The 14,613-nt window shown below is 73.2% G+C and carries 16 protein-coding genes and 3 tRNA genes; 11 read left to right on the forward strand and 8 right to left on the reverse strand.

Features of this window, described 5'->3' with window-relative positions; all coding sequences use genetic code 11:
• From CWIS_RS19565 to purM, 3 genes are all read left to right on the forward strand, one after another.
• The coding region (locus tag CWIS_RS19565) for a glycoside hydrolase family 6 protein (RefSeq protein ID WP_231583917.1) at nucleotides 1-869 on the forward strand (869 nt) is incomplete at its 5' end.
• A 59-nt stretch (nucleotides 870-928) separates the two neighbouring features.
• A complete protein-coding gene (gene purF, locus CWIS_RS14400) occupies nucleotides 929-2,476 on the forward strand; it encodes an amidophosphoribosyltransferase (RefSeq protein WP_048344018.1) in 1,548 nt (515 codons plus the stop codon).
• Between the two features lie 93 nt (nucleotides 2,477-2,569).
• Nucleotides 2,570-3,721 carry a phosphoribosylformylglycinamidine cyclo-ligase gene (gene purM, locus CWIS_RS14405; RefSeq protein WP_231583919.1) on the forward strand — a complete coding sequence of 384 codons (1,152 nt, stop codon included), beginning with the start codon at nucleotides 2,570-2,572 and terminating at the stop codon, nucleotides 3,719-3,721.
• 193 nt (nucleotides 3,722-3,914) lie between these two features.
• On the opposite strand, the gene CWIS_RS14410 is transcribed toward purM, so the two are convergent.
• A complete protein-coding gene (locus tag CWIS_RS14410) occupies nucleotides 3,915-4,118 on the reverse strand; it encodes a DUF3073 domain-containing protein (RefSeq protein WP_048344019.1) in 204 nt (67 codons plus the stop codon).
• Nucleotides 4,119-4,577: 459 nt separating this feature from the next.
• Between CWIS_RS14410 and CWIS_RS14415 the strand changes: the two genes are divergently transcribed.
• The gene (locus CWIS_RS14415) at nucleotides 4,578-4,784 is read left to right on the forward strand and encodes a BldC family transcriptional regulator (RefSeq protein ID WP_048344020.1); all 207 of its coding nucleotides are present in this window, start codon (nucleotides 4,578-4,580) and stop codon (nucleotides 4,782-4,784) included.
• Between the two features lie 234 nt (nucleotides 4,785-5,018).
• Here CWIS_RS14415 and CWIS_RS14420 read toward each other — a convergent pair whose 3' ends face one another.
• From CWIS_RS14420 to CWIS_RS14445, 6 genes are all read right to left on the reverse strand, one after another.
• Nucleotides 5,019-5,324 carry a DUF3618 domain-containing protein gene (locus CWIS_RS14420; protein WP_048344021.1) on the reverse strand — a complete coding sequence of 102 codons (306 nt, stop codon included), beginning with the start codon at nucleotides 5,322-5,324 and terminating at the stop codon, nucleotides 5,019-5,021.
• 28 nt (nucleotides 5,325-5,352) lie between these two features.
• On the reverse strand, nucleotides 5,353-5,751 hold the full coding sequence (locus CWIS_RS14425) for a phage holin family protein (protein ID WP_048344022.1): 399 nt from the start codon (nucleotides 5,749-5,751) through the stop codon (nucleotides 5,353-5,355).
• A gap of 137 nt (nucleotides 5,752-5,888) precedes the next feature.
• Entirely contained in the window at nucleotides 5,889-6,326 is a 438-nt protein-coding gene (locus tag CWIS_RS14430) for a phage holin family protein (RefSeq protein ID WP_048344023.1), read from the reverse strand.
• A 173-nt stretch (nucleotides 6,327-6,499) separates the two neighbouring features.
• Nucleotides 6,500-6,572: transfer RNA gene (locus CWIS_RS14435), tRNA-Phe, on the reverse strand.
• Nucleotides 6,573-6,624: 52 nt separating this feature from the next.
• Nucleotides 6,625-6,698 (reverse strand) — tRNA-Asp (locus CWIS_RS14440).
• Between the two features lie 43 nt (nucleotides 6,699-6,741).
• Nucleotides 6,742-6,814: transfer RNA gene (locus CWIS_RS14445), tRNA-Glu, on the reverse strand.
• A gap of 171 nt (nucleotides 6,815-6,985) precedes the next feature.
• On the opposite strand from CWIS_RS14445, the gene CWIS_RS14450 reads away from it, so the two are divergent.
• Both CWIS_RS14450 and CWIS_RS14455 read left to right on the forward strand, forming a co-directional pair.
• Complete coding sequence (locus CWIS_RS14450; protein WP_082156507.1) at nucleotides 6,986-7,330, forward strand: metallopeptidase family protein; 345 nt, start codon at nucleotides 6,986-6,988, stop codon at nucleotides 7,328-7,330.
• 74 nt (nucleotides 7,331-7,404) lie between these two features.
• On the forward strand, nucleotides 7,405-8,310 hold the full coding sequence (locus CWIS_RS14455) for an LLM class flavin-dependent oxidoreductase (RefSeq protein WP_082156495.1): 906 nt from the start codon (nucleotides 7,405-7,407) through the stop codon (nucleotides 8,308-8,310).
• A 39-nt stretch (nucleotides 8,311-8,349) separates the two neighbouring features.
• Here CWIS_RS14455 and galE read toward each other — a convergent pair whose 3' ends face one another.
• Nucleotides 8,350-9,309, reverse strand: a complete 960-nt coding sequence (gene galE / locus CWIS_RS14460) for a UDP-glucose 4-epimerase GalE (RefSeq protein WP_048344025.1) — start codon at nucleotides 9,307-9,309, stop codon at nucleotides 8,350-8,352.
• 211 nt (nucleotides 9,310-9,520) lie between these two features.
• On the opposite strand from galE, the gene CWIS_RS14465 reads away from it, so the two are divergent.
• The 5 genes from CWIS_RS14465 to CWIS_RS14485 all read left to right on the forward strand — a co-directional run bounded on the left by CWIS_RS14465 (nucleotide 9,521) and on the right by CWIS_RS14485 (nucleotide 14,501).
• Complete coding sequence (locus CWIS_RS14465) at nucleotides 9,521-10,738, forward strand: winged helix DNA-binding domain-containing protein (protein WP_048344026.1); 1,218 nt, start codon at nucleotides 9,521-9,523, stop codon at nucleotides 10,736-10,738.
• 50 nt (nucleotides 10,739-10,788) lie between these two features.
• Nucleotides 10,789-11,259: a hypothetical protein gene (locus CWIS_RS14470; protein ID WP_369796591.1), complete on the forward strand. Its 471-nt coding sequence runs from the start codon at nucleotides 10,789-10,791 to the stop codon at nucleotides 11,257-11,259.
• A 70-nt stretch (nucleotides 11,260-11,329) separates the two neighbouring features.
• Complete coding sequence (locus CWIS_RS14475) at nucleotides 11,330-12,460, forward strand: DNA glycosylase AlkZ-like family protein (protein ID WP_048344027.1); 1,131 nt, start codon at nucleotides 11,330-11,332, stop codon at nucleotides 12,458-12,460.
• Between the two features lie 148 nt (nucleotides 12,461-12,608).
• Complete coding sequence (locus CWIS_RS14480; RefSeq protein ID WP_048344028.1) at nucleotides 12,609-13,703, forward strand: peptidoglycan DD-metalloendopeptidase family protein; 1,095 nt, start codon at nucleotides 12,609-12,611, stop codon at nucleotides 13,701-13,703.
• Between the two features lie 165 nt (nucleotides 13,704-13,868).
• Nucleotides 13,869-14,501: a DoxX family protein gene (locus CWIS_RS14485; protein WP_082156496.1), complete on the forward strand. Its 633-nt coding sequence runs from the start codon at nucleotides 13,869-13,871 to the stop codon at nucleotides 14,499-14,501.
• The last annotated feature ends 112 nt before the right edge of the window (nucleotides 14,502-14,613 follow it).

The raw sequence follows: 14,613 nt of genomic DNA on the forward strand, positions 1-14,613 counted from the left end.
CGCCCACGACGACCCCGCCGCCGCAGCCGAGCGGTGACCTGTACGTCGACACGACGAACCAGTCGTACACGGCCTGGCAGGCGGCATCCGGCAGCACCAAGGACCTCCTGGCGAAGATCGCGCTGACGCCGCAGTCGGTGTGGATCGGCAACTGGAACAGCCCGTCGGTCTCGCAGCAGCAGATGCGCGACGCGACGAGCCGTGCCTCGTCGGCAGGCAAGACGGTCTCGGTCGTCATCTACGCCATCCCGGGCCGTGACTGCGGCTCGCACTCGGGCGGTGGGGTGCCGGAGAGCGAGTACGCGCAGTGGGTCGACACGGTCGCGCGGGGCATCGTGGGCCGCCCGATCATCGTGCTCGAGCCCGACGCGCTCGCGCAGCTCGGTGACTGCAGCGGCCAGGGTGACCGCGTGGGCTTCCTGAAGTACGCCGCGAAGTCGCTCACGCAGGCCGGTGGCCGCGTGTACATCGACGCGGGGCACTCGACGTGGCTGTCGGTCGACACCGCGGTGAACCGCCTCAACCAGATCGGGTTCGAGTACGCGGTGGGCTTCGCGCTCAACACGTCGAACTACCAGACGACCTCGTCGTCGCAGTCGTACGGCGAGCAGATCTCGCAGCGCCTCGGCGGCAAGGGCTACGTCATCGACACCTCGCGCAACGGCAACGGCAGCAACGGCGAGTGGTGCAACCCGCGTGGCCGGGCGCTCGGTGACAAGCCGCGCCTCGTGAACGACTCGTCGGGCCTCGACGCGCTGCTGTGGGTCAAGCTGCCGGGCGAGTCCGACGGCTCGTGCAACGGCGGCCCGGCTGCCGGTCAGTGGTGGCAGGAGATCGCCCTGGAGCTCGCGCGCAACGCCAAGTGGTGATCTGATCCAGCGGTGAACGGGGGGCCATGGGTCCAGGGTCGGTGTGCGACCATGGACGCGTGGCCCCCCGCGCTGACGGACGACTGAACCACGACCTCCTCCCGGACGAGAAAGGCCCCCAGGACGCCTGCGGCGTCTTCGGTGTCTGGGCTCCGGGCGAGGAGGTCGCCAAGCTCACCTACTTCGGGCTGTACGCGCTGCAGCACCGTGGACAGGAGTCCGCGGGCATCGCGACGAGCAACGGCTCGCAGCTCCTGGTCTACAAGGACATGGGTCTGGTCTCCCAGGTCTTCGACGAGACCGCGCTGAATGCCCTGCAGGGGCACATCGCCATCGGGCACGCGCGCTACTCGACCACCGGCGCCAGCAACTGGGAGAACGCGCAGCCCACGCTCGGCCCCACGGCCGCCGGCACGGTCGCCCTCGGCCACAACGGCAACCTGACCAACACCGCCGAGCTCGTCGAGCTCGTCGCGGAGCGGTACGGCAGCCAGCGGCGCGGCGAGCTCGCACGCGGCAACACCACCGACACGGCGCTCATCACGGCGCTCCTGGCGGGCGACCCGGACCACACCCTCGAGTCCACCGCGCTCGAGGTCCTGCCTCGCCTGCGCGGCGCCTTCTCGCTCGTGTTCATGGACGAGCGCACGCTGTACGCGGCCCGCGACCCGCAGGGGGTGCGGCCGCTCGTGCTGGGCCGGCTCGAGCGCGGCTGGGTCGTGGCGTCCGAGACCCCGGCGCTCGACATCGTCGGCGCGAGCTTCGTGCGCGAGGTCGAGCCGGGCGAGTTCCTCGCGATCGACGCCGACGGTCTGCGCTCGACCAAGTTCGCGACGCCCGAGCGTGCCGGCTGCGTGTTCGAGTACGTCTACCTGGCCCGCCCGGACACGACGATCGCGGGCCGCTCGGTCCACGCGGCGCGCGTCGAGATGGGCCGCAAGCTGGCCCTCGAGCACCCCACCGAGGCGGACCTCGTCATCCCCGTGCCGGAGTCCGGCACGCCCGCCGCGGTCGGGTACGCGCAGCAGTCGGGCATCCCGTTCGGGCAGGGTCTGACGAAGAACGCGTACGTGGGCCGCACGTTCATCCAGCCGTCGCAGACCCTGCGCCAGCTCGGCATCCGGCTCAAGCTGAACCCGCTGCGCGAGGTCATCCGCGGCAAGCGTCTCGTCGTCGTCGACGACTCGATCGTGCGCGGCAACACGCAGCGCGCCCTCATCCGCATGCTGCGGGAGGCCGGCGCGGCCGAGGTGCACGTGCGCATCTCGTCGCCGCCCGTGAAGTGGCCGTGCTTCTACGGCATCGACTTCGCGAGCCGTGCCGAGCTCATCGCGAACGGGTTGTCCGCCGACGAGATCGCCGCGTCGCTCGGCGCGGACTCGCTCGGCTACATCTCGGAGGAGGCGCTCATCGAGGCGACCGAGCAGCCCGCGAGCCAGCTGTGCACCGCGTGCTTCTCGGGTCGCTACCCGATCGAGCTGCCGCCCGCCGACCGGCTCGGCAAGAACCTGCTCGAGCAGAACGAGCTGCCGCTGGGCGCACCCGAGGACGGGCTGGTCTCGATCCTGCCCGGAGGCGGTGCCGCCACGGCGCTCGACCACCCCTGACTCGACGACCTGTGACTCGACGACCCGCGAGCTGACGAACCCGACCCTGCGCCCGGCGCCCGCGCCCGGCAGAGCCGACCCTCTGGAGCGACCGTGACCTCCCTGCCCGACGACGTGCCCGCCACCGCCGCGCCGATCACCTACGCCACCGCGGGCGTCGACACCGAGGCGGGCGACAAGGCCGTCGAGCTGATGAAGGACGCCGTGCGCGCGACGCACGGTGCACGCGTGCTCGGCGGGGTCGGCGGCTTCGCGGGCCTGTACGACGCGAGCTTCCTCACGCGCTACCGCCACCCGCTGCTCGCGACGTCGACCGACGGCGTCGGCACGAAGGTCGCGATCGCGCAGGCGCTCGACATCCACCACACCATCGGGTTCGACCTCGTCGGCATGGTCGTCGACGACATCGTCGTGGTCGGTGCCGAGCCGCTGTTCATGACGGACTACATCGCCACCGGTCGCGTGGTGCCCGAGCGCATCGCCGACGTGGTGCGCGGCATCGCGCAGGCGTGCCAGGTCGCGGGCACCGCGCTCGTGGGCGGCGAGACCGCCGAGCACCCGGGCCTGCTCGCTCCCGACGAGTACGACGTGGCCGGTGCCGCGACGGGCGTCGTCGAGGCCGACGAGCTGCTCGGTCCGGAGCGCGTGCGCGCCGGCGACGTGCTCGTCGCGCTCGCGTCCAGCGGGCTGCACTCCAACGGCTACTCACTCGTGCGCGCGGTGGTCCGCCAGGCGGGCTGGGGCCTCGAGCGGCACGTCGACGAGCTCGGCCGCACGCTCGGCGAGGAGCTCCTCGAGCCGACGCGCGTCTACGCCGCGGACTGCCTCGCGATCGCGCGCCGTGCGGGGACCGCCGGCGTGCACGCGTTCAGCCACATCACGGGCGGCGGGCTCGCCGCGAACGTGGCGCGCATCCTGCCGGGCGGTCTGGTGGCCGACGTGGACCGCGGGGCCTGGACGCTGCCGCCCGTGTTCTCGCTGGTCCAGGGCCTCGGTCAGGTGCCGTGGACCGACCTCGAGGGCACGCTCAACCTGGGCGTCGGCATGGTGGCCGTGGTCGCCGCGGACGCCGTCGACGGCGTGCTCGCGCACGCCGCACAGCTCGGGCTGCCGGCGTGGGAGCTCGGCACGGTCCGTGACGCCGACCCCGCCCGTGACGTCGTCGGCGCGCCGGGGTTCGTCTCGGGCACCAAGGGGGTCGCGGGTGGCGCGGTTCGCCTGACGGGCGAGTACCGGGTCTCCTGACCGGCGCGTCCCGACGACGCGCGGTCACCGCACGCACTCGTCGCCTGCCAGGCCGGGCCGGGCAGGCGACGAGGGACGAGCAGAAGAACGACGGCTCAGCGTGAGGAGAGCACGACGCCGACGTGGTCGGCGTGGGTGTCGTCAGCTCGTCGCGCGAGACGGGTGACGACGCGCGAGGGAAACGCTCGCAGGGTCAGCGATCGTCGTCGAGCCAGCGGCGACCGTAGTCGTCGTCAGGCTCGTCGTCGGTGTCGACCGCGGCTACGCTACGGCGCTCGATGGGGTCGACGTGAGTCGACAGCTCCTGCTCGAGCGCTCGGTAGTTGGTGTCCGGGCTGAAGTACTTCAGCTCCCGCGCCACCTTCGTCTGCTTAGCCTTCTGACGGCCGCGCCCCATGGCATCGACCCCCTCTAACGTGGAAGCGGGGCGGCACCGTGCTCACACGTGCGGCCCCGGGATGCTGAATCGTCTGTTCGTTCGGCAACGCTACATGGAATCCCGTTATTCCGGCCACTCGCGAGGGGGCGACTCGCATCACGTTCACCCAGGGCGCACCTCTGCGCCACGCCGGGGTATCGATGCTCCGCATCGCGGCTCCGCCGGGCGCGGGTGAAACGTCCGGTTTAGGCTGACCTTGCAAGCCGCTCACCAGCGGACTCGTCGGTTCACAGGACCGGGTTGTACCCTTTCGTAACGAAATCGTGTCCCGGAATGCGTCACATGCCGGGTTCGCACATGCTAGAGGGTGCGGCGAGGCGTCGATGTGGCGTCCTGGCTCGTACCGACAGCACCACCGCACCGGCGGTGGCCGGGAAGGGGAGTCCCGGCGTCGCCCGCAAGCCAGGAGGCAGCACCATGACCGTCAAGCCCGCACCCACCGACAACCTGCTCACGCCGTCCGAGGTCGCCACGCTGTTCCGCGTGGACCCGAAGACCGTGACGCGCTGGGCGAAGGCTGGCAAGCTCTCGTCGATCCGCACGCTCGGCGGGCACCGTCGCTACCTCGAGTCCGAGGTGCAGGCGCTGCTCCAGGGCATCCCCCAGCAGCGCGCGGTCAGCTGACCGACCCCGCCCCCGAGTCCGGCGCGCGAGGCGCGTCGGCGGGCGGGCGTGGGTCTCAGCGATGCCGCGTGGTCATCCGTGACGCCGTCCTGGTCGGACGGCCACAGGTCTGACCGCCGCGTGGCGCGGGGCCGGCTCCCTCACGTACGGGCCCCCGCCAGGACCCCGGGACGGATGTCCCGGGGTCTTCCCATGTCCGGACCCGCGCGAGTCCGGACATGGGCCCGCCGTGGGTCAGCGCGAGCGGCGTGCGATGCGCAGCACGACGATCGTCGCGACGAACGCGGCGGCGATCGCGACGCCGCCGAGCACCTGACGGGCGTGCGCGCGGGCCTCCGGGCTCGCCTCGGGGCTCGTGGCGTCCGACGCCAGGCGACGAGCCGTCGTGATGGCCGCGTCCGCCTGGGCGCGCGGAGCGAGGCGAGCGGTGAGCTCGTCGACCGTCGTCGCGAGCTGGTGACGCGTCGCGGCGATCTCCGCCTCGATCGCGACCATCGACGGCGTGCTGAACGGGGTCGGCGCGGGCTTCTCGTCGGTCATCGGGCTCCTCCCAGCGGTCCAGCGATGCTCATGCCGACGGCCCCTTGAGCGCGGCGATGTCGTCCTGCACGCTCGCGATCGCCGCCTGGGGTGCCGGCGGCGACGCCTTCTGCAGCGCCTTGACGCCCAGCAGCCCGAGGATCAGGACGACCAGCAGCAGCAGGACCGTCACGATCAGCGCTGCCAGCCACAGGGGCAGCCACAGGTCGAGCACGATCACGAGCGTCGTGAGCACCGCGGCGAGCAGGTACAGCGCCAGGACGCCCGCCGCGACGAGCATGCCCGCCCCGGCGCCGAGGATCTTCGCGCGCTCGGCGATCTCGGTCTTCGCGAGCGCGATCTCCGCTCGGACGAGCCGGGAGGTCTGCTCGCTCAGGTCGCTCACGAGCTGCCCGAGCGAACGCTGCGGTGGCGCGTTCGTCGTCATCGGTGCTGCCTTTCGTCGTCCTGCCGGGTGCTGCGGCGCAGACCCTCAGTGTGCTGGGGTCGTCCGCGTGCCGCGCGGCGAACGCCCACGTCGTGCGTGCCGGGCCGGCCGGCCGGGTCCGCGTGCGGCCGTCGGGGTCAGTTGTCCCAGGGGTGCACGAGCTCCTCGGCGGGGTGCGTGCTCTCGGGGATCGGCGTGATCCGCGCGGCGGGCGTGCGGGGGAGATGGCTGCGGCCCCACGCGGCGAAGCCGGTCGCGACGAGCAGGAGCGCCGCACCGACGAGCAGCGCCGCGAGCCAGGGCTCGACGACGTGCGCGAGGCCCATCACCGCGGCGGTCACGAACAGCGCGAGCCCGAAGAGCGTGAGCAGCGCCGCCGACGCGAACGCGATCGCCGACGGCCGGACCTGCACGGCCCGCGCCCGGACGCTCGCGCCGACCGCGTCGATCTCGGCCTGGATCGACGAGCGGACCTTGTCCTCCGCCTGCCCGAGCTTCTCGCGGGCGCGCTCGGCGATCGGCTCGGTGAGGCGGTCGAGGAATCGGCGGCGTTCGGGACCGCGGTCGGTCGTCACGGGCTCCTCCTGGGGCGACGGGTGTGTCGCCAGCCTAGTCAGGCAGGGGCGTCGCGAAGCAGGACGCGCGCAGGTTCTCCGTGGCGGGAACTGCGCGACGGCGCAGGAGGCACGGCGCACGGGGCTGGGAACGACGAAGCCCGCCAGGCTGCTCCCTGGCGGGCTTCGTGCAGTGGCTCCGACCGGCGTCGATCCGGTGACCTTTCGATTTTCAGTCGAACGCTCTACCAACTGAGCTACAGAGCCGTGGAGCTGCCTCCAACGACGATGCCGGCCACGAGGACCGGCATAAGTCGAGCGACCCCGACGGGACTTGAACCCGCGACCTCCGCCGTGACAGGGCGGCGCGCTAACCAACTGCGCTACGGGGCCTCGTGATGAGACCTAGTCTTGCATCTTCCACTGCACGTTCTCGTACCCCCAACGGGATTCGAACCCGTGCTACCGCCGTGAAAGGGCGGGGTCCTAGGCCGCTAGACGATGAGGGCGTCGCCCCAGACGTCGAGGCGTCGGTTGACCGTGGATGAGCATACGGGGACTTGCCCGGAACTCCAAAGCGGGCCGCCGCGACGCTGCTCACACCGCTGATCGCGCGGGTCCATCCGGCCCGGCCGGGGACGTGGCCGCTGCGGGCCGGGCAGGATGGACCCGTGTTCGAGATGTCGCGTGAGGAGTTCGACGACGCCGTCCGGGACGCGCTCGACGAGATCCCCGCCGAGCTCGCCGCGGTGATGGACAACGTCGTCGTGCTCGTCGAGGACGAGCCCCCGCCCGGCGAGGAGGACCTGCTGGGTCTCTACGAGGGTGTCCCGCTGACCGAGCGCACCGACTCGTGGGCCGCGGGCTCGCTGCCCGATCGCATCACGGTCTTCCGCAACCCCACGCTCGAGATCTGCGACACGCGCGAGGACGTCGTCGAGGAGGTCGCCATCACGGTGGTCCACGAGGTCGCGCACCACTTCGGCATCGACGACGACCGCCTCCACGAGCTCGGCTGGTCCTGACGCATCGGGCGGGCGGGCGCCGTCCCGCGCCGGGTGCCCGGGGCCGCGGCGCGGACGCGGTTAGGGTCGGCCGCATGGGGATCGGTGTGCGGGTCGGGATCGTGCTGCTGCCGCAGGAGCGCTGGGCGACGCAGCGGGACAAGTGGCGCCAGGCGGAGGAGTGGGGCTTCGACCACGCGTGGACGTACGACCACCTCGCGTGGCGCACGCTCGCCGACGAGCCGTGGTTCGCGACCGTGCCGCTGCTCGCGGCCGCGGCCGAGGCGACCTCGCGGATCGGGCTCGGCACGTTCGTCGCGTCGCCCAACTTCCGGCACCCGGTCCCGTTCGCCAAGGACGTCATGGGGCTCGACGACATCTCCGGCGGGCGCTTCCTGCTCGGCGTGGGTGCCGGCGGTGAGGGCTTCGACGCGTCCGTGACGGGGACCGCGGTCACGCGCGGCGAGCGGACCCGACGGTTCGAGGAGTTCGTCGGCGTGCTCGACACGCTGCTCACGCATCCGGTCACCGAGCACGCGGGCGAGTTCTACACCGCGCACGACGCGCGCATGGTCCCGGGCACGATCGCGCGTCCGCGCACGCCCTTCGTCGTCGCGGCCGCGGGCCCGCGCACGATGACGCTCGCCGCGCGGTACGGCCAGGGTTGGGTCACCTACGGCGCGTCGTACGCGACGGAGGACCTCGAGGACGACCCCGCTCGCGCGCAGGAGCGCTGGTGGGCGGCGCTCGCCGAGCAGGCCGCCGCGTTCGACGAGATCGAGCGCGCGCACCGCCCGGGCGCCGTGCCGCTGCGCCGCTACCTGAGCCTGGACGGGGCGCCGGTGTACTCGCTGACCTCGTCGGACCTCGCGATCGAGGGCGTCGAGCGGGCCGCCGCGCTGGGCTTCACGGACGTGATCGTCCACTGGCCCCGCGACGAGGGGATCTACGCGGGCACGCAGAAGTCGCTGGAGGCATTCGCCGCCCACGTCCTGTCCTGACGGCCCCGCGCCCGCACGCGGGCCGCCGGGAGTGGCGGGTCAGGCGCTCGAGCGAGCCGCCCAGGCGCTGCGGACCATGTCCTGGATCGTGTGGGTCATCCGCCAGCCCAGGTCGCGTGCCGCGAGCTCCCCCGAGGCGACGATCCGCGCGGGGTCTCCCGGGCGGCGGGCCGCGATCTCGGGCGCGAAGTCGATGCCCGTGACCTCGGCGACGGCCGTCATGATCTCGCGCACCGACAGCCCCTCGCCCGAGCCGAGGTTGTACACCGGCTCGAGCGTGCCGCCCTCGGCGAGCGTGCGGGCCGCCGCGACGTGGGCGTCGGCGAGGTCCGCGACGTGCAGGTAGTCGCGCACGCAGGTGCCGTCGGGTGTGGGGTAGTCGTCGCCGCGGATGACCGGCGTCCGGCCCGCGAGCAGGGCCTCGAACACGAGCGGGAACAGGTTGTGCGGGCTCGTGTCGTAGACGTCGGGGGTGCCCGAGCCGACGACGTTGAAGTACCGCAGGCTCGTGTGCTTGAGCCCCGTGGCGCGCGCCTGGTCGCGCAGCAGCCACTCGCCGACGAGCTTGGACTCGCCGTAGGGGGACTCGGGCGCGGTGGGCGTCTGCTCGGTCACGAGGTCGGTGTCCGGGGTGCCGAAGACCGCAGCCGAGGACGAGTAGACGATCGCGTCGACGCCCTGCTCGGCCATGGTCTCGAGCAGCGTGAGCGTGCCCGCGACGTTCTGCCGGTACGTGTGCAGCGGGCGCTCGACCGAGACGCCCGCGTACTTGAACCCGGCGAGGTGCACGACGCCCTCGATGCCGTGCCGCGCGAGCGTGTCGGCGACGACGTCCGGGTCGTCGACCGAGCCGTGCACGAAGGGGACGCCCCGCGGGACGAACTCCTCGTGGCCGCTGGACAGGTCGTCCAGGACGACCGGCTCGAGCCCGACCTTCGTGAACGCGCGCACCACGTGTGCGCCGATGTACCCCGCCCCGCCCGTCACCAACCACGTCATGCGGGTGAGCGTAGCGCGAGACACGTCCGACGAGGGGGGACTTTCGATCAGAAAACAACATGTCCGCACAGATTCGGACCATCGTGCCCGCGTTCCCTCCGTGTCTCCCGACGGGCCGGGTGTTGAGATCTGATCGATTCGAGCCTTGCGGTCGGCGGCTCGTCGCGCTCCCGTCGCGTCGCCTGTGGGCGGCCACGGGCATGATCGGCGCATGGTCCGTGAGCGCACCGAGGTCGCCCTCGTCGTCGACACCGAGCAGCGGCGCGCGCGGCTGGCTCGGCGGCACGGGCTCGCCGAGCCGCTCGCGGACGTGCAGGCAGCCGTGCGGGCGCTCGTCGTGCTGCACGGGACGGACGCGTCCGGTCCGTACGTCGCGTCCTGGGCGCGGGTGCCGGGGTTCGCGACGAGCGACCTGGACGACGAGCTGTACGGACGGCGCTCGCTCGTCCGGCAGCTCGCGATGCGGCGCACGCTGTGGGTCACGGGCACGGACCTGCTGCCCGCGGTCGTCGCCTCGCCCGGGGCGCGCGTCGCGGGCACCGAGCGCCGCAGGCTCGTCAAGGAGCTCCGCCTCGACGGCGGGTTCGGGGACGCCGAGGCGTGGCTCGACCGCGCGGCCGCGCAGGTCCTGGCGGTGCTCGCCGACGGACGGTGCCGGACCGCCGCCGAGCTGCGCACCGAGGTGCCCGAGGCCGGCGGGACGTTCACGGCGGCGCCGGCGTCGACGTGGGCGACCGTCATCCCCGTGATGCCTCGGATCCTCACGTACCTCGGTGCGCGCGGGGTGCTGGTGCGCGGCGAGAACCGCGGGGGATGGACCGCGTCCCGGCCCACCTGGACGCTCACCGAGTCCTGGCTGGGCGGCCCTCTCCCACCGGTCGACGAGGCGGCGGCCCACACCGAGCTGGTCGCGCGCTGGCTGCGTGCGTTCGGGCCCGGGACCGAGCGCGACGTGCAGTGGTGGCTCGGGTCGACGCTCACCGCGGTGCGGCGGTCGCTGGCCGAGCTCGCGGCGGTGCCCGTGGGGCTGGAGGGCACCGAGTCGATCGGCTGGCTCCTGCCGGACGACCTCGCGCCCGTCGAGCCGCCCGGGCGCTGGGTGGCACTCCTACCCGGACTCGACCCGACGACGATGGGCTGGGCCGAGCGGGACTGGTACCTCGGCGCGCACGCGCGCCAGGTGGTCGACGTGATCGGCAACGCGGGCCCGACGGTCTGGGTCGACGGCCGCGTGGTCGGGGCGTGGGCCGCGACGAGCGGCGCGATCGAGCTCGCGCTGCTCGAGCAGGTCGACGCCTGGGCGCGTGCCGCGATCGACGACGAGGTCGCGCGCCTGACCGACTGGCTCGCGGGCGGCAAGGTGGCGCCGTCGTTCCCCTCGCCCCTGTTCGGCGGACGCCGGCACGCGGACCCGCCCGCGCAGGGATGAGGCGGCGCCGTCGTCGTGCGGTGCGGGCGGCGGGCGGCGACGATGAGCCGGTGAGTACATCGGAGCAGGTCAGGGGAGTCGACCGGGTGCGTGACGCCGTGACGGGCGTCCCTCCCGCGGACAGCGTGCCGCGTGGCGTCGCGCGCGTCGGGCTGGGGATCGGGCTGGTGCTCGCCGGGATCGGGCACCTCACGTTCGCCCGCGAGGAGTTCCAGGCGCAGGTGCCGTCGTGGTTCCCGGTCGACACCGACCTGACCGTGCTCGCCTCGGGCGCGGTGGAGATCGCGCTCGGGACGGCGCTCGTCGTGCTGCCGCGGTGGCGCGTGGCGGTCGGGCTCGTGGCCGCGGCGTTCTTCGTCGTGGTCTTCCCCGGCAACGTCGGCCAGTGGCTCGAGCACCGGGACGGGTTCGGGCTCGACACCGACACGAAGCGGCTCGTGCGGCTCGCGTTCCAGCCGGTGCTCGTCGCGTGGGCGCTGTGGTCCACGGGCGCGGTGAAGGCGCTGCGCGCGCGGCGCTGACCACGCGGCGCTGACCACGCGCTGACCACGCGGGCACCGGCCTGTGGGTGGGCGTGCCTAGGCTGCCCGCATGGCGGTGCTCGAGCTGACGCGCGCGGACGCCCGGCGGCTCGCCGTCCGGGCGCAGCTGCTCACGGCTCATCGCCCCGAGGGTGTCCTGGACGCCGTGCAGCGGCTCACGTTCCTGCAGCACGACCCGATCGCGGCCGTCGCCCCGAGCGCGGACCTGGTGCTGTTCAGCCGCCTCGGGCCGGCGTACGACCCGCGCGAGCTCGAGGACCTCGTCGCCGAGCAGCGCGTCGTGGAGGTCCAGGGCCGGTTGCTGGTCGCCGAGGACGTCCGCCTGCTGACCGCCGAGATGGCGGCGTGGCCGGGCGGCGAGGACGCGCCGGCCTGGCAGCTCGCGAACGCGCAGTGGCTGGACGACAACCGCGGGTGTCGCCTGGACGTCCTCGAGCGGCTGCGGGCGGACGGGCCGCTGACCGCGGCCGAGCTGCCCGACACGTGCGTGCGGCCGTGGCGCTCGTCGGGCTGGAACAACCGCCGGAACGTCACGATGATGCTGGGCCTGCTCGTCGAGTGCGGCGACGTGGCGGCCGCAGGGCGGCGGGGCCGCGAGAAGCTGTGGGACCTGGCCGAGCGCGTGTACCCGCCGGACGAGCCCGTGCCGGCCGACGAGGCGCGCCGCATCCGCGACGAACGGCGTCTGCGGTCGCTGGGCATCCTGCGCGAGCGTGCGCAGGAGACGCGGGTCGAGCCGCTGCACGCCGGTGGCGCCGGCGAGGTCGCGACGGTCGAGGGGGTGCGCGGCCGCTGGCGCGTCGATGCCGCCCTGCTGGACGGCGAGCTCGAGCCGCGCACGGCGCTGCTGTCCCCGCTCGACCGGCTGCTGTTCGACCGCAAGCGCGTCGCCGAGCTGTTCGAGTTCGAGTACGTGCTCGAGATGTACAAGCCCGCGGCGCAGCGGCGCTGGGGGTACTACGCGCTGCCCGTGCTGCACGGCGACCGCCTGGTCGGCAAGCTCGACGCGACCGCGGACCGGCGCGGTGGCCGCCTCGTCGTGCACGCGGTGCACGAGGACGGGCGGTGGACCTCCGACGTGCGTGACGCGGTCGACGCACAGATCGCCGACCTCGCGCGCTGGCTCGACCTCGGCCTCGACCTCGACGCCGCGCACGTCGTGCACGATCCGCGCGGCTGACCGCCGCGGGCAGGTCCCGCGCCTCGGGTCGCCGGGGCTCCGTCGTCGGCGCACGCTGGTCGTCGGGACGGCGGAAGCCGACGAAAGGCTCAAGTCGCTGCTGCGCGTGCCGAATAGGACGTGACACCCCCGGCAAGGAGACACACCCATGCGTATCCGGACGCACGCGCCGCGCACCCTCGGCGGCCTGGTGGTCGCCCTCGCCCTCGGGGCCGCCGCAGTGGTGGGCGCCGCGCCCGCCGGCGCGACCACCGAGCCGCCGCCGTCCTCGACCGCGGACGCGATGGTCCGCAGCCAGGGCGCGGTGAGCACCGCGACCGACACGGTGATGAAGGTCCCGGACGACGTGTCGCGGCACCGCACGAAGAGCGGGCGGGTGCTGATCCTGCCGCTCACGAACGAGTCGTACGCGCTGACGTCCGGGTGGGGTCCGCGGTGCATCCCGGTGCGCGGCGCGTCCACGTTCCACCTCGGGCTCGACATGGGGACGCCCGACGGCAGGCCGATCTACGCGGTCGCGTCGGGCGTGGTGACGCACGTCGTCGCCCCGAAGAACGGGGCCGCGGGCTACGTCACGGTGCACTCGGTCATCGAGGGCACGCCGACGTGGATCGCGTACGTGCACCCGTGGACCCCGGGCAAGTACGTGCGCGTCGGGCAGAAGATCAAGGTCGGCCAGCGGATCGCCGACGTGGGCGCGTCCGGTCCGGCGACCGCCCCGCACCTGCACCTCGAGGTCTGGCAGGGCGCGTTCTACGGCTCGGGCACGTCGGTCGACCCGGCGACGTGGCTCGAGGGCTACCAGCTCCCGGTGGTGGCGAAGGCGACCGCGGACCGGCGGTCGCCCGCGCCGACGAGGTGCACGTACTACTCGACGACGAACCTCAACCTGCGAGCAGGACCCTCGACGAGCAACCGCGTCCTGGCGACGCTCGCGCCCAACACCAAGCTCACGAACAAGCCGGGCACGAAGACCAACGGGTTCATCCCCGTGTGGGCCGTCGTCAACGGCACGAAGACGCGCGGCTGGGTGCACACCGACTACATCTCGCAGAGCAAGACCTACCACCTGGCGTACGCGGTGACGGTGCGGACCGCGCCGAACGCGAAGGCCTCCGCGATGTTCGTCGCGAAGGCGGGCACGCAGGTCTGGCCCAAGGAGACGTCCGGCGGCTGGCGCAAGGTCGTGGTGAGCGGCACGACCGGCTGGGTGCCGAAGGAGTCGGTTGCCCCGGGGTTGTGAGCCCTGCACGCCGGGGTGAAACCGGAACCGGACGTATCAGACATCGGGGTGCGGCTCTCCTCGTCCGCCGAAGCTACCGACCGGTAGCCATCCCGCACGTCTCCCGCGCCACACGGCGCCGTGCGGTTCCCCCCGGCCTCCGGCCGCCACACGAAGGGCACCTCCATGCCTGCGCTCTCCCTGAAGTCCCGTTCGGCGTCCCGCACGACGAGGTACGCGCCGCCGACGAAGCCCGCGGCCGACCCCGCCGCGGACGCGCTGGTCCCCGCGAACACGTGGACCGACGCGACGACCTCGACCCTCCCGACGACCGGGCCGTCCGCCCTCGTGCGCCGGTGGCGCTCGCGGGGTGAACGCGCCGTCGACACGCTCGCCGAGATCCTCGCGAGGTACTCGATCACCGCGCTGCGCGTCGCGCTCGGCCTGGTGTTCCTCGGGTTCGGCGTGCTCAAGTTCTTCCCGGGGGTCAGCCCTGCGGAGGACCTCGCGCAGCGCACCGTCGGCGAGCTCACGCTGCACCTGGTGGGTCCGAGCGCAGCGCTGCTCATGACGGCGGTCATCGAGACCGTGATCGGCCTGACGCTGCTCACCGGCCGGTTCCTGCGCACGGGGCTGGTGCTGCTGGCCGTCGCACTCGTCGGGATCATGTCGCCGCTCGTGCTGTTCTTCGACGAGCTGTTCCCGGCCGGCGGCCCGACCCTCACCGCCCAGTACGTGCTCAAGGACGTGATCCTCGCCGCCGCGGGTGCGGTCGTGGGGGCGTGGGCGCTGGGCGCCCGGCTGCGCCGCGACGCCTGAGGGCCGCCTCGAGCACGCCCGGTGCGACCGCCGTCACGAGCGGCGGTCGCACCTTCGTCGGGCGCACCTCGTCGGGCGCTCCCTCGTCGGGTGAGGTGACGGCTCAGGCGGG

Source organism: Cellulomonas sp. A375-1, from assembly GCF_001040865.1.
Lineage (GTDB): Bacteria > Actinomycetota > Actinomycetes > Actinomycetales > Cellulomonadaceae > Cellulomonas > Cellulomonas gelida.